The sequence below is a fragment of the Streptomyces sp. NPDC058872 genome (assembly GCF_042743065.1).
Lineage (GTDB): Bacteria > Actinomycetota > Actinomycetes > Streptomycetales > Streptomycetaceae > Streptomyces.
Window position 1 is genome coordinate 1 of sequence record NZ_JBHYMK010000037.1, and the last position, 14,151, is coordinate 14,151.

Annotated in this window: 11 protein-coding genes; 5 read left to right on the forward strand and 6 right to left on the reverse strand. The window is 72.6% G+C overall.

Annotated features, from left to right (window positions below; translation table 11 throughout):
• Positions 1-132: 132 nt before the first annotated feature.
• Positions 133-1,893, forward strand: coding sequence for an NAD+ synthase (locus ACFW22_RS22755; protein WP_386407622.1), 1,761 nt, complete (start codon positions 133-135; stop codon positions 1,891-1,893).
• A gap of 129 nt (positions 1,894-2,022) precedes the next feature.
• Here the strand turns inward: ACFW22_RS22755 and ACFW22_RS22760 are convergent, their stop codons facing one another.
• From ACFW22_RS22760 to ACFW22_RS22770, 3 genes are all read right to left on the reverse strand, one after another.
• On the reverse strand, positions 2,023-3,045 hold the full coding sequence (locus ACFW22_RS22760; RefSeq protein WP_386407625.1) for an endonuclease/exonuclease/phosphatase family protein: 1,023 nt from the start codon (positions 3,043-3,045) through the stop codon (positions 2,023-2,025).
• Between the two features lie 193 nt (positions 3,046-3,238).
• A complete protein-coding gene (locus tag ACFW22_RS22765; protein ID WP_386407628.1) occupies positions 3,239-3,958 on the reverse strand; it encodes a TetR/AcrR family transcriptional regulator in 720 nt (239 codons plus the stop codon).
• A gap of 210 nt (positions 3,959-4,168) precedes the next feature.
• Entirely contained in the window at positions 4,169-5,800 is a 1,632-nt protein-coding gene (locus ACFW22_RS22770) for an MFS transporter (protein ID WP_386407631.1), read from the reverse strand.
• 189 nt (positions 5,801-5,989) lie between these two features.
• Here ACFW22_RS22770 and panB point away from each other — a divergent pair, with 189 nt between their 5' ends.
• The 3 genes from panB (at position 5,990) to ACFW22_RS22785 (ending at position 8,856) form a co-directional block, all read left to right on the forward strand.
• The gene (gene panB / locus ACFW22_RS22775; protein WP_386407634.1) at positions 5,990-6,853 is read left to right on the forward strand and encodes a 3-methyl-2-oxobutanoate hydroxymethyltransferase; all 864 of its coding nucleotides are present in this window, start codon (positions 5,990-5,992) and stop codon (positions 6,851-6,853) included.
• A 144-nt stretch (positions 6,854-6,997) separates the two neighbouring features.
• Positions 6,998-7,999, forward strand: a complete 1,002-nt coding sequence (locus ACFW22_RS22780) for an ATP-binding cassette domain-containing protein (protein WP_386407637.1) — start codon at positions 6,998-7,000, stop codon at positions 7,997-7,999.
• Positions 7,996-8,856: an ABC transporter permease gene (locus tag ACFW22_RS22785; protein WP_386407640.1), complete on the forward strand. Its 861-nt coding sequence runs from the start codon at positions 7,996-7,998 to the stop codon at positions 8,854-8,856. The genes ACFW22_RS22780 and ACFW22_RS22785 overlap by 4 nt, the downstream gene beginning before the upstream one ends.
• Positions 8,857-8,871: 15 nt before the next feature.
• Here ACFW22_RS22785 and ACFW22_RS22790 read toward each other — a convergent pair whose 3' ends face one another.
• Positions 8,872-12,216, reverse strand: a complete 3,345-nt coding sequence (locus ACFW22_RS22790; RefSeq protein ID WP_386407642.1) for a BTAD domain-containing putative transcriptional regulator — start codon at positions 12,214-12,216, stop codon at positions 8,872-8,874.
• 153 nt (positions 12,217-12,369) lie between these two features.
• Here ACFW22_RS22790 and ACFW22_RS22795 point away from each other — a divergent pair, with 153 nt between their 5' ends.
• Positions 12,370-13,164, forward strand: a complete 795-nt coding sequence (locus ACFW22_RS22795; RefSeq protein WP_386407645.1) for a site-2 protease family protein — start codon at positions 12,370-12,372, stop codon at positions 13,162-13,164.
• Here ACFW22_RS22795 and ACFW22_RS22800 read toward each other — a convergent pair.
• Both ACFW22_RS22800 and npdG read right to left on the reverse strand, forming a co-directional pair.
• Positions 13,161-13,397 (reverse strand): hypothetical protein, encoded by a 237-nt coding sequence (locus ACFW22_RS22800; RefSeq protein ID WP_386407648.1) that lies wholly within the window; start codon positions 13,395-13,397, stop codon positions 13,161-13,163. The two genes, ACFW22_RS22795 and ACFW22_RS22800, sit on opposite strands and share 4 nt — an antisense overlap.
• 24 nt (positions 13,398-13,421) lie before the next feature.
• Entirely contained in the window at positions 13,422-14,120 is a 699-nt protein-coding gene (gene npdG, locus ACFW22_RS22805) for an NADPH-dependent F420 reductase (protein WP_386407651.1), read from the reverse strand.
• Between the last annotated feature and the right edge of the window lie 31 nt (positions 14,121-14,151).

The window sequence follows — 14,151 nt, forward strand, 5'->3', positions numbered from 1 at the left end:
ACGGACGCCCCGCGCCGGGCGTCCGGACCCCCGGGGCCTGTCTGCCGTCCTCGAGCGGGGCCGGGATGGTGGGGCGCGGTTCCCCCGCCACTTCCCAGGACATAGCGTCGGACTGACGATTACACTGGGCGGGTGCCTCAACTACGCCTCGCCCTGAATCAGATCGACTCGACCGTCGGAGACGTCGCCGGCAACGCCGAGACGATCGTCCACTGGACCCGGCACGCCGTCGGGCAGGGTGCGCACCTCGTCGCGTTCCCCGAGATGGCGCTGACCGGATATCCCGTCGAGGACCTCGCGCTGCGCTCCTCCTTCGTCGAGGCGTCCCGGACGGCCCTGCACGGGCTCGCCCGGCGGCTCGCCGACGAGGGGTTCGGAGGGGTGCCGGTGGTCGTCGGCTACCTGGACCGTTCCGAGCGGGCCGCACCGAGGCTCGGCCGGCCCGCCGGGTCCCCGGAGAACGCCGCCGCCGTCCTGCACGGCGGCGAGGTCGTGCTGCGCTTCGCCAAGCACCACCTGCCGAACTACGGCGTCTTCGACGAGTACCGCTACTTCGTACAGGGCGACACCCTGCCGGTCGTCCGGATCCACGGCGTCGACGTGGCCCTGGCCATCTGCGAGGACCTCTGGCAGGAGGGCGGCAGGGTGCCGGCGGCGCGCAACGCCCGGGCGGGCCTGCTGCTCTCGGTCAACGCCTCGCCGTACGAGCGGAACAAGGACGATTCGCGGCTGGAGCTGGTCCGCAAGCGGGCCCAGGAGGCCGGGTGCGTCACCGCGTACCTGGCGAGCACGGGAGGCCAGGACGAGCTGGTCTTCGACGGCGACTCGATCGTCGTGGACGCGGCCGGCGAAGTCATCGCGCGCGCACCGCAGTTCGTCGAGGGCAGTGTGATCCTCGACCTGGAGCTGCCGGCTGCGGATCCGGATGCTCCCGACGGCTCGGTGGACGACGGGCTGCGGATCGACCGGGTGGTCCTCTCCGAGGAGCCGGTGCCCGGGTACGAGCCGGAGTTGACGGGGGGCCACGCCCATCGGCTCGACGACGACGAGGAGGTGTACTCGGCGCTGGTGATCGGACTGCGGGCGTACGTCGCGAAGAACGGCTTCCGTTCGGTCCTGATCGGCCTGTCCGGCGGCATCGACTCGGCGCTCGTCGCCTCGATCGCCTGCGACGCGCTCGGTGCGGAGAACGTGTACGGGGTGTCGATGCCCTCGAAGTACTCCTCCCACCACTCGCGCGGCGACGCGGCCGAACTGGCCCGCCGGACCGGACTGAACTTCCGCACCGTGTCGATCGAGCCGATGTTCGACGCGTACATGGGGGCGCTCGGCCTCAGCGGTCTGGCCGAGGAGAACCTCCAGTCGCGGTTGCGCGGCACGATGTTGATGGCGCTCTCCAACCAGGAGGGGCACATCGTCCTCGCGCCGGGCAACAAGTCGGAGCTCGCGGTGGGGTACTCGACGCTGTACGGCGACTCGGTCGGCGCGTTCGGGCCCATCAAGGACGTCTACAAGACGACCGTCTTCCGGCTCGCGCGGTGGCGGAACCGGGCGGCCGAGGAACGCGGCCAGACCCCGCCGATCCCGGAGAGCTCGATCAGCAAGCCGCCCAGTGCCGAGTTGCGCCCGGGGCAGGTCGACACGGACTCGCTGCCGGACTACGACGTGTTGGACGCGGTCCTCGCGCTCTACGTGGACCAGGACCAGGGGCGGGACGCCATCGTGGCGGCCGGTTTCGACGGGGAGTTGGTGACGCGGACGCTGCGGATGGTGGACACCGCGGAGTACAAGCGGCGCCAGTACCCGCCGGGGACGAAGATCTCGGCGAAGGGCTTCGGCAAGGACCGACGGCTGCCGATCACCAACCGGTGGCGGGAGGCGCCGTCGGGCTGACCCCGCCGCAGGGGGTCCGGGGCCTTCCGGCGAGGCGTGAAAGGCCCCGTCCGCACCGCGGTCGCGGGTGGAGCCGCGGTCTCCGCCCGCACCGGACCTCCCGGAGGGCACCGGGGTGTGCCCCGCGGGTCAGAACTTCACCCGGGCGGCGATCGGCAGGTGGTCGCTCCGGGTCTCCGGCAGCGCCCAGGACGACATCGGCTCCATGCCCTTGACCATGATCTGGTCGATGCGCGCCATCGGGAACGAGGCCGGCCAGCTGAAGCCGAAGCCGTCACCGGCGGCGCCCTGGGTGGAGCGCAGTTGCGAGGTGACGGCCCGGAGCGCGCGGTCGTTCATGGTGCCGTTGAGGTCGCCGAGGAGGACGATCCGCTCGTGCTGGTCGTCGGCGATCGCCTCGCCGAGCGCATTGGCGCTGGTGTCCCGCTGGTTGGCGGTGAAGCCGGCGTTCAACTTGACCCGCACGGACGGCAGGTGGGCGACGTACACCGCCACCTCGCCCTTCGGCGTCACGACGGAGGCGCGCATGGCACGGGTCCAGCCCAGGCGGATGTCGACGGGCTGGGCGGCGCGCAGGGGGAACTTGCTCCAGAGCCCGACCGTGCCCTGGACGGAGTGGTGCGGATAGGCCTCGGCGAGGCCCTTCTCGTAGACCGGGACCATGTCGCCCTTGAGTTCCTCCAGGGCGAGGACGTCGGCGTCGGAGGCGACGAGTTGACGGGCCGTGCCCTCGGGGTCGGGGTTGTCGGCGTTCACGTTGTGGGTGGCGACGGTCAGGTCACCGCCCTCGACCGACTTGTCGGCGACGAGACCGCCGAAGAGGTTGAGCCAGACCACGGCCGGCAGCAGCAGGGCGATCAGTGCGGTGGCGGAGCGGCGCACCAGGGCGAGCACGAGGAGGAGCGGCACGAAGACGCCCAGCCAGGGCAGGAAGGTCTCGGTCAGACTGCCCACGTTCCCGATGCGGTTGGGAATGTCCGTGTGGAACACCATCGACAGGGTGAGCACCACGGCGGTGAGCGCGAGCAGGATGCCCCGGCGCCAGATCCCGGGATCGCGGCGGAGCCCGTCGAGTGCGGCCCGGAACCGGGACCGGGAGTGCTCGCCCCCCTCGCCGCCGGGTCCGGTCTCCGTCATGTCCACGCGTGCCATCGCACTGTCCTCACTACCTTGCTGCCGTGCCGTCCCACTCGGTCACCCGACATCGACACTAGGCGATGTCGGGTCCGGTGTACTCCCCCAGGGACGACCCGGAAGTGCGGCGGGTTCCTGCAGGTGGCGCGGGTGGGCAGGCTGTGACAGAACGCGCACATTCGTACCGGCACGGGGCGGTCGCCGGGGCCGGTCAGGCCCGCGGGCGCAGCCCCTCCATGACGGCGTCGACGACCCGCTCGGCGAGGCCGGGGTCCAGGGGGGCTCCGGGGCGGATGACGGTGCGCAGCAGGAGGGGTCCGATGAAGAGGTCGCTGACGAACTCGGCGTCCAGGTCGTCGCGGATCTCGCCCCGCTCCATGCCGCGCCGCACCGCGTCCAGGCCGAGGCGGCGGCGGGGCTCGACGACGTTGCTCTGATAGGCCTCCCACAGCTTGGGGTAGAGGTGCATCTGCGAGAACACGTTGTGGAGCATGGCGGAGGACCGCTTGGCGAGTCCGCGCTGCCGCAGCATCTCCAGCAGCGTCACCAGGTCGTCCCGGACCGAGGCGCCGGTGAGCACCGGGTCCGGGGGCTCCAAGGAGCGGAGCAGCTCGACGAAGAGCTCTTCCTTGCCGGGCCAGCGGCGGTAGATGGTGGCCTTGCCGACCCCGGCGGTGCGGGCGATCCGCTCGATGGACAGCTCGGTGAGCGGAACGCCTTCCTCCAGGAGGCCGACGACCGCGTCGAAGATGGCCTGCTCCGCCGCCTCCGACCGCGGTCTCCCCCGTCTGGGGGCGTCCGCTGCGGCCCCGGAGCAGGGGGCACCGGGCCCGGGGCAGGGCCCGGTGGGCGCGACGGACGGCCCGCCCCGGTCCGCCGGAGCCGGCCGGTCGTCGTGGGGTTCGGGGGTCCCGCCGTCCTGCAAGGACACGTGCGCTCCGTCTCTCGTCCGGGTACTGCTTGCCGTCCCCCCGATTCTCCCGCGCCGTCGGTTCCGGGCGCCCGTGGGGAGCACGGAGCCCGGTCCCGACGCCCCGGGAGGCCCCTGACGCCCCTGAACTCCCTGGAACGCCCTTGAACTCCCTTGAACGCCCCGGGAGGCCCTCGGGCGACGCGCCCCGACGCCCGTCGCCGTGGTTGCTCAGGCCTCGGTCGAGACCGGCCCGGACGCCGCTACCGCCCCCGGGGCCGTTCCCTCGGCCGCACCCCCGTCCGGTCGTCCGTCCCGGGGCGGGCGCCCCGGGAGGAAGGCCGCGACCACGACCGCGCCGGCCAGGCCGATGGCGGCGGAGGCGATCGCCGTGATGTGCATGGCGTCCAGGAAGGCGGCGTACGCGGGGGCGATCAGGTCCTCGCCCGCCGGGCCGAGCTGCTGTGCGACTGCGAGCGTGGCCTCGATGGACTCGCCCGCCGTGTCGCGCAGGGCCGCCGGGACGCCGCCCAGGTGCCCCTCGATGCCGCTCCGGTACGTGGAGGAGAGCACCGACCCCAGGACGGCCACGCCGAGCGCGCCGCCGACCTGCCGGAAGGTGTTGTTCAGGGCGGAGCCGGAGCCGGCCTTCTCGCGGGGCAGCGTCTGCATGACCGCGACGGTGACCGGCGGCATGATGTGCGCCATGCCCGCGCCCTGGACGAAGAAGACGACTTCCAGCACCCAGACCGGGGTCGTCTCGTCGAAGAGGGCGAAGGCGGCGAGGCCGAGGGCGACGAGGAGCATGCCGCCGGTGCAGACGGCGCGGGCGCCGAAGCGTTCGACGACGAGTCGGGCCCGGGGGGCGAAGACCATCTGGGCCACGGCCAGCGGCAGGATGAGGAGCCCTGACTCCAGTGCGCTGTAGCCGCGCACGCTCTGCAGGTAGAAGGCGGAGAAGAAGGTCACGCCCATCAGGGCGAAGAAGACGAGCGCGATCGCGGCGACGGCCGCCGAGAAGGCCGGCTTCTTGAAGTAGCGCATGTCGATGGCCGGGTGGTCGCTGCGCCGCTCGTGCAGGACGAAGAGGACGAGGACCGCGAGGCCGCCGAGGGCCGGGGCGAGGACTGTGACGTCGGTGAAATCCGCCAGTTCGCCGCCGCGGATGATCCCGTACACCAGGAGGACGAGGCCGACCACGGAGAGCAGGACGCCGGGCAGGTCGATGCGGCCGGGGTTCGGGTCCCGGGAGTCGGGCACCAGCCACGCCATCAGGACGAGGGCGAGGAGCACCACGGGCACGTTGACCAGGAAGATCGAGCCCCACCAGAAGTGTTCGAGGAGGACTCCTCCGGTGATGGGGCCGATGGCGATGGCCAGGCCGACGCTGCCGGCCCAGATGCCGATGGCCCTGGGTTGCTCGTCCCGTTCGAAGACGTTCATGAGCACGGCGAGCGTCGCGGGCATCACGAAGGCGGCGCCGAGGCCCATGACGGCCCGGTAGGTGATGAGCTCGCCCGGGGAACCGGAGAACGCGGCGAGGGCGGAGCCGATGCCGAAGACGGTGATGCCGAAGAGCAGAACCCTCTTCCGCCCGAGGCGGTCGCCCAGCAGGCCGGAGGTGAAGAGCAGGCCGGCGAAGACGAGCGTGTAGGAGTTGATGGCCCACTCCAGCTCGCTCTGGGTGGCGCCGATTCCAGTGGGCGCGGGGACCGCGATCGTCTTGACCGCGACGTTCAGGATCGAGTTGTCGAGGACGACGATCAGCAGGCTGAGCATCAGGACGCCGAGGACGACCCAGCGGCGGCGGTGGACGGCCTCGGGGACACGGGGCCCGGCGGGTGCGGTGGACGGCTGCGACATGCCCACCACCCTAGGGCATTTTCGATACGAGACCGTCTCGTATCGAAAACCAAGAGGAAGTCTTTACGCGGTCGCGGTGTGAACAGCGCCACTCCGGCCCACTTTCCCGCCCACCCGCCGAAGTGCCACCATGGATGTGGTCCGGGGACGCCACAGGGCGCCTCGAGATGACAAGAGGAGCCGTTCACCATGACGCTTCAGGCTGCCCAGAAACAGCCCGCCGACAGCAGCAAGGCGCTGTACGGAGGAAAGGGCACGCGCCGCATCACCGTCCACGACATCGCCGCCGCCAAGGTGCGCGGCGAGAAGTGGCCCATGCTCACCGCCTACGACGCGATGACCGCCTCCGTCTTCGACGAGGCCGGCATCCCGGTGATCCTCGTGGGCGACTCGATGGGCAACTGTCACCTCGGCTACGACACCACCGTGCCCGTCACGATGGACGAAATGGCCCTGCTGTCCGCCGCCGTCGTCCGGGGCACCAAGCGCGCCCTCGTCGTCGGCGACCTCCCGTTCGGTTCGTACCAGGAAGGGCCCGTCCAGGCCCTGCGCAACGCCACCCGGCTGATCAAGGACGCCGGCGTGACCGCCGTCAAGCTGGAGGGCGGCCAGCGCTCCCTGGCACAGACCGAGCTGCTCGTCCAGGCGGGCATCCCCGTCATGTCCCACCTGGGGCTCACCCCACAGTCCGTGAACACCATGGGCTACCGGGTGCAGGGGCGCTCCGACGAAGCGGCCCACCAGCTGCTCAGCGACGCCAAGGCGGCGCAGGACGCCGGCGCCTTCGCCGTCGTCCTGGAGCTGGTGCCGGCCGAACTGGCCGCCGAGGTCACCCGGTCGCTGCACATCCCGACCATCGGGATCGGGGCCGGCCCCGACACCGACGCACAGGTCCTCGTGTGGACCGACATGGCCGGGCTGACCGGCGGCAAGGTGCCGCGCTTCACCAAGCAGTACGCCAACCTCCGCGAAACGCTCGGCGATGCCGCCCGCGCCTTCGCCGAGGACGTCAGCGGCGGGGCGTTCCCCGCCGAGGAGCACACCTTCCACTGAGCCGGGAGGAGCCCCGCGCGGTCCGCAGCGGGCCGCGCGGAGCCACCCCCTGAGACCACTGCGGCACCTCCGACAGCCCGCCGACATCCCCCATCGGCGGGCTGTCGGTCATCTGTCGGGGGATTGTCGGTGGCGGCCTGTTCCATGGGGGACATGACGCGATCACACACCAACGCCGTCGAGGTCCGGGGCCTCGTGAAGCGGTTCGGCGAGACGAGGGCCCTCGACGGGGTCGACCTGGACGTCCGCGAGGGCACCGTCCTCGGGGTCCTGGGGCCCAACGGCGCCGGAAAGACCACGCTCGTCCGCTGCCTGTCCACCCTCCTCGTCCCGGATGCCGGGACCGCCACCGTCGCCGGCTACGACGTGGTGCGGCACCCCCGGCAGCTGCGCCGCACCATCGGCCTCACCGGCCAGTACGCCTCGGTCGACGAGAAGCTGTCCGGCTGGGAGAACCTGTACATGATCGGGCGACTGCTCGACCTCTCCCGCGCCGACGCCCGGCGCCGCGCCGACGAGATGCTGGAGCGCTTCTCGCTGACCGAAGCGGCCAAGCGCCCCGCGATGAACTACTCCGGCGGCATGCGGCGCCGGCTCGACCTCGCCGCCTCGATGATCGGACGACCGGCCGTCCTCTACCTGGACGAGCCCACCACCGGACTCGACCCCCGCACCCGCAACGAGGTCTGGGACGAGGTCCAGCGGATGGTCTCCGAGGGCGTGACGGTCCTGCTCACCACCCAGTACATGGAAGAGGCGGAGCAGCTCGCGAGCGAGCTGACCGTCATCGACCGGGGCCGGGTCATCGCCAAGGGCGGCGTCGACGAGCTCAAGGCGAAGGTCGGCGGCCGGACCCTGAAGGTCCGCCCCACGGACCCGGCGCAGCTGCCCGCCATGGCCGCCGCGCTCCGGGAGACCGGCCTCGACGGGGTCGCCGGCGCGAGCGTCGTGCCCGACGAGGGCGCGCTGTACGTGCCGATCCTCGCCGACGAACAGCTGACCGCCGTCGTGGCCCTGTTGGGGGCGCGCGGTTTCGGCATCGCCCACATCGGCACCCACCTGCCCAGCCTGGACGAGGTGTTCCTCGCGATCACCGGCCAGAAGACCGCCGATTCCGACGCGCTCACCGAGGAGGTCGCCGCATGAGCACGACCACGGTCACCAAGAACCCGCCCCGGACCGGAGGTTCGGGTGCTTCCCCGGCACGCACCGCACCGGTCGCGGAGGGCCGGATCGGGCTGCGGGCCAATCTGCGCCACATCGGCGCCCTGGCCCGGCGCAACGCCCTCCAGATCAAGCAGGACCCGGAGTCGATGTTCGACGCCGTGCTGATGCCGATCATCTTCATCCTGCTCTTCGTGTACGTCTTCGGCGGCGCCATCGCCGGCAAGGGGAACAACGACGCCTACGTCAACTACGTGACGCCCGGCCTGATGGCGATGATGGGCATGAACATCGCGATGGCCGTCGGGGTCGGCATCAACGACGACTTCAAGAAGGGGGTCATGGACCGGTTCCGGACGATGCCGATCGCCCGCTCCTCGGTCCTCATCGCGAAGATCGTCGTCGAGATCGGCAGGATGCTGATCGCCACCGCGATCCTGCTCGGCATGGGCTTCCTGCTCGGCCTGGAGATCCAGACCTCGGTGTTCCACCTCTTCGGCGCCATCGGCCTGTCGATGGTCTTCGGGGCCTCGCTCATGTGGATCTTCATCCTGCTCGGCCTCACCCTGAAGACGGCCCAGGCCGTCCAGGGCATGGCCATGCTCGTCCTGATGCCGCTCCAGTTCGGGTCCTCGATCTTCGCCCCGCCGACCACGATGCCCGGCTGGTTGAAGTCCTTCACCGACTACAATCCGCTGTCCAACCTCGCCGACGCGGCCCGCAACCTGATCAACGGCGGACCGGTGGCCCACTCGGTGTGGATGACCCTCGGCTGGGCAGCACTGATCACCCTGGTCACGGCGCCCCTCGCGATCGCCAAGTTCCGCAAGAAGACCTGAGTCGGAACCGCAGGATCAGGACTCGGCGCGCCCACCGATCGCGTCCGCGGCGCGACCGAGCAGGGCGGCGGCCTCCTCCACGGAGAGGCCGTCGCCCTCGGCACGTGCCGCCTCGAAGTCACGGTCCCCGAGGACGGACCTGCACAGCTCCGTCGCCCGGGCCAGGTTCTCCCGTTCCACGGGCGGCGACAGGTGTCCCGGCGGGACCAGCCCCTCCTGTGCGCCGAGGAGTACCGCGCCGGTCCTCGCCTCCGGACCACCGAGCCCCGCGAGGGCCCAGGCGGCCGTGACGAGGTGCGTCGCGGGCATCTGCGGGGCCACCATCATCGACAGTGCCCCGAGGGAACGCTCGTACGCCTCGGCGGCCAGGGAGAACGCGGAGCCGTGGCGTCCGTCGAGGTTGTCCAGCCAGCCCAGGCTGCCGAGGGTGAAGCCCTCGAAGACGGAGAGGGTCTCGGGGCCGAACTCCTTCCGCAGCGCGTGCAGGTGGTCGCGCGCCTCGGCGGTGCGACCGCTGCGGCCCAGCGCCAGGGCGAGGAAGACACGGGCGCCGAGCAGGGGTTCGTGCCCCCGGCCGTGCTCGCCGTCCACGATCTCGCGCAGGATCGCCTCCCCCTCGGCGAGCCGGCCGGTCTCGACGAGCGTGCCGGCGTACCGGGCCCGCAGCAGTGCCGTCTGCGACTGGGCGCCGATCCGCTCCGCATGGCCGATCGCGGCGGCGAAGTCCTCGGCCGCCGCCTCGAAGTCGAGCCGTCGCTCACGGGATTCCGCGCGGGCGGAGAGCGCCTCGGCAGCGCCCCAGGCGTCACCGAGCCGCGTGAAGAGCTCCAGGCTCTCGTCGGCGTCGGCAATGGCGGCGGCGGCCAGATCGGTCCGGTTGGCGGACATGTTCGCCCGCATCTGGAGGGCGTTGGCGAGCTCCCAGGCGTAACCGTGGCGCCGGCAGGCCTCGACGGTCGTGTCGAGGAGTTCGCGCAGCCGGCCGGCCTCACCGATGAGGAGGAGGGCGAAGACCGCGAAGGACCCGGGCAGCCGGCAGGTCTGGGGCAGACCCGGTTCGTAGACGGCGGTCATCTCGCGCAGTCGGCGCACTCCTTCCGGGGTGGTCCACCGCGCGGTCTCGTGGTCCATGTTGAGCAGTTCGACGAGTCTCACCCCGCGCCTGGCCTCCCACCGCTGCTCTTCGGAGAGCGGCGGGGGCGCGGCCGTGCAGGGCTCGTGCAGCGGGACGACGGGTGCGGCGGGCGGGGCGAACGGGTCGGGGCCGAGGGCGGCAGCGGCCCTGGACCAGTACAGGGCGTCGGCCCGCAGGTCGCGCATCTGCCAGTACCAGAGCAGCGCGTGGACGAGGACCAGCGCCTCGTCCTCGTCGCGGGCGTCCACGGCACGGCGCATGGCGGTGCGGACGTTCCCGTACTCGGTGCCGAAGCGGGCGATGGCCGCGGACTGGCCGGAGCCGCGCAGTTCGGGGTCGGTGCGGCGGGCCAGTTCGCGGTAGTGGGCGAGGTGCCGGCGCTCCGTGCCGGCCCTTTCCCCGGCCTCGTCGAGGCGTTCCCCGGCGTACTCGGCGACGGTTTCCAGGAGTCGGTAGCGCATGCCGTCCTCGCCGGGCACGGCGACGACGAGGGACTTGTCGACCAGGGAGCCGAGGACGTCGAGGACGTCGAGGACGTCACCGACGTGCTCGCCGGGGGCGTCCTCCCCGGCTGCGGCGGGTGGTCCGGCACACACCGCCTCGGCCGCTTCCAGGTCGCAGCCGCCGGTGAAGACGGCGAGGCGGCGCAGGACGGCCCGCTCGGCCCCGTCGAGGAGGTCCCAGGACCAGTCGACGACCGCGCGCAGGGTCTGCTGGCGGGGCAGCACCGTCCGCGCGCCGGAGGTGAGCAACCGGAAGCGGTCGTCGAGCCGGTCCGCGACCTGCCGCAGGGTCAGCATCCGCAACCGGGCCGCGGCCAGTTCGATCGCCAACGGCAGCCCGTCCAGGCGCCGCACGACCTCGGCCGCCGCCTCCGGGTCCTCGTCGACCCGGAACCCCGGCCGGACCGCCGCGCCGCGCTCGCCGAGCAGGCGCACCGCCGGCTCCGTCGCCAGCGGGCCCACCGGTCGGACCGCCTCCCCCGGGACGCCCAGGGGTTCCCGGCTGGTCGCCAGCACCCGGAGCTCCGGACAGCGGGCGAGCAGCGTCGCGGCGAGTTCGGCCGCCGCACCGATCAGGTGTTCGCAGTTGTCGAGGAGGAGGAGCATCCGGCGCCCGGCGCAGTGCTCGACGAGCCGGACGAGCGGGTCGCCCCCGCCCCTCAGCTCCTCGGCGCCGGCACCGCGGAGCACGGTCTCGCGGGCGCCGACCGCCACCAGGACCGCCTCGGGAACGGCCTCCGGGTCCCGCACGGGGGCGAGTTCCGCCACCCACACGCCGTCCGGCCAGTCCCCGGCACCGCGCTCGGCCGCCTCTTGCGACAGTCGGGTCTTCCCGGCCCCTCCGGGCCCGAGCAGCGTCACGAGCCGCGCGCCCCTCAGGTCCTCACGGACGAGGGCGATCTCCCCGTCGCGTCCGACGAAGCTGGTGAGCCGGGCCCGCAGGTTTCCCGGTACGGGGGCGGGGGTGCGCGGACGCGCGGGTGCGGCCGGCGGTCCCGGGGTCCGGGCGAGGAGTTCGGCGTGGAGGGCGCGCAGGTCCGGCGACGGGTCCGTACCGAGGCGGGTGGTGAGGGTGCGGCGGACCGACTCGTACGCGGCGAGCGCCTCGGCGGCCCGTCCGCTGTCCCGCAGGGCGCGGATCCTGAGGGCCTGGAGCGGTTCGTCCAGCGGGTGGGTCGTGCAGAGGGCGGTGAGCTCGGGGAGGACGGCGGGCGCGTCGCCGAGGGCGAGGGCGGCGTCGAGCCGGGCGCGGCGGGCGTCGAGCCGGCGGGCCTCCCAACGGGCGGCTTCCGCGTCCCGGTCCGGCAGGTCGGCGAGGGCGGGCCCGCGCCAGAGCCCGAGGGCCTCGTCGAGGAGGGCGGCGGCGCGGGCGGGATCGCCGGCCGCGAGGGCTGCGCCGCCCTCGGCGGAGAGGCGCTCGAAGCGGCGGGCGTCCACGTCCTCGGGCCGGGCTTCGAGCCGGTAGCCGCCTTCGGCGGAGACCACCCGGTCGCGGCCGAGGGCCCGTCGGAGCCGGCCGACGAGGGCCTGGAGGGCGGCGACCGCGTCGGCCGGCGGGTCGTCTCCGTGCCACACCTCGTCGACGAGGCGGGCCACCGGAACGGTCCGGCCGGCCCGCAGGGCGAGGGCGCAGAGCAGGGCACGGACCCGGGGGCCGCCGACGGCCACGTCGGTGCCGTCGGGGGCGTGGGCGAGGGTCGGGCCGAGGACGGAGTAGCGCACGCCCCCATTGTCCGCGAGAACGGTTCGCGCCCCGTCGGAAGGACGTTCCCGGGGGCGGACCGGACCGCCGGAGGCCTCCCCGAGGGGTGGAACCCGGTCCGGCACCCGGTACGTTTCCCGCACACCAGCACTCCGTCCCCCGGGAGCCCCGCGATGACCACGGCCACCCATCAGCGCCACGAACGGCGGATCAGCCCCGTCTTCCTGGCGATCCTCGCCGTCATGGCCGTCACCGGCTGGGCGGTGTGGACGGACTTCGCCGCCTCGACGGGCCTGGCGGTCTTCCTCTTCGTGACCTCGGCCTGGGTGGTGTCGCTCTGTCTGCACGAGTACGCGCACGCCCGGACCGCCCTGCACGGCGGGGACATCACGGTGGGTGCGAAGGGCTATCTGACCCTCAACCCGCTGGCGTACACGCACGCGGTGCTGAGCGTCGTCCTGCCGGTGCTGTTCGTGATCATGGGCGGTATCGGTCTGCCGGGCGGCGCGGTCTTCATCGAGCACGGCCGGATCAAGGGCCGTTGGAAGCACAGCCTGATCTCGGCGGCGGGCCCGCTGGCGAACGTCCTGTTCGCGCTCGTCTGCACGGCTCCGTTCTGGTTGGACGCGCTGGACGGGGTGCCGGTCGCCTTCCGGTACGCGCTGGCGTTCCTGGCGTTCCTCCAGGTGACCGCGGCGCTCCTGAACTTCCTGCCGGTGCCGGGGCTGGACGGTTACGGGGTGGTGGAGCCCTGGCTGTCCTCCAAGGCGAAGCGGCAGGTGGAGCCGTACGCGCCGTACGGCTTCTTCATCGTGATCGCCCTGTTGTTCGTGCCGGCGATCAACACCGCCTTCTTCGACGCGATCGACGCCCTGTTGCGCTCGCTCGGCGTGCCGGAGCTGAGCCGGTACTGCGGCTCGCAGCTGTTCCGGTTCTGGGAGGGGAGCCCGGAGTTCTGCGGGGTCTAGCCCCGGGCGGCGGCCTTCTCCGCCTTCGCTCGGCGCAGGTAGTACCAGGCCATGTTGGAGGAGAGGCCGGCGAGGAGGACCCAGACGACGCCGAGGAAGCTGCCCTGGACGAAGGAGACGACGGCCGCCGTGACGGCCAGGGCGCAGACCACGAGGGCGTAGAGGGCGAGGCGGGGCATGGGGGGCGGCTCCTGTCCGGGTACGGCTGATGGTGCCCGTCCAGTGTCCCCCATGCCCGCCGTGGTGTGGGGACCGGCTCAGACGTCGGTGACCCGGAGCCCCGCGTGGGCCTTGTAGCGGCGGTTGACGGAGATCAGGTTGGCGACGAGCGACTCGACCTGGTGGGCGTTGCGCAGTCGGCCGGCGAAGACCCCGCGCATGCCGGCGATGCGGCCGGCGAGGGCCTGGACGACCTCGACGTCGGCGCGCTCCTCGCCGAGGACCATCACGTCCGTGTCGATCTCCTCGATGGAGGCGTCCTTGAGGAGGACGGCCGAGAGGTGGTGGAAGGCCGCGGTGACCCGGGAGTCCGGGAGGAGCGCGGCGGCCTGCTCGGCGGCGGACCCCTCCTCGGGCTTGAGGGCGTAGGCGCCCTTCTTGTCGAAGCCCAGCGGGTTGACGCAGTCCACCACCAGCTTGCCGGTGAGCTCCTCGCGGAGGGACTCCAGGGTCTTGGCGTGCCCGTCCCACGGCACGGCGACGATCACGACGTCGCTGCGGCGGGCGGTCTCGGCGTTGTCGGCGCCCTCGACGCCGTGGCCGATCTCCGCGGCCACGGCCTGCGCGCGGTCGGCCGCGCGGGAGCCGATGATCACCTTCTGGCCGGCCTTGGCGAGCCGGTAGGCGAGGCCGCGGCCCTGGTCGCCGGTCCCGCCGAGGACGCCGACGACGAGGCCGGAGACGTCGGGGAGGTCCCACGGGTCCTTGGGGGCGGGCTTGCTCTCAGTCGTAGTCATGGCCCCGACATTACCGACGGGTCGGGTGGTC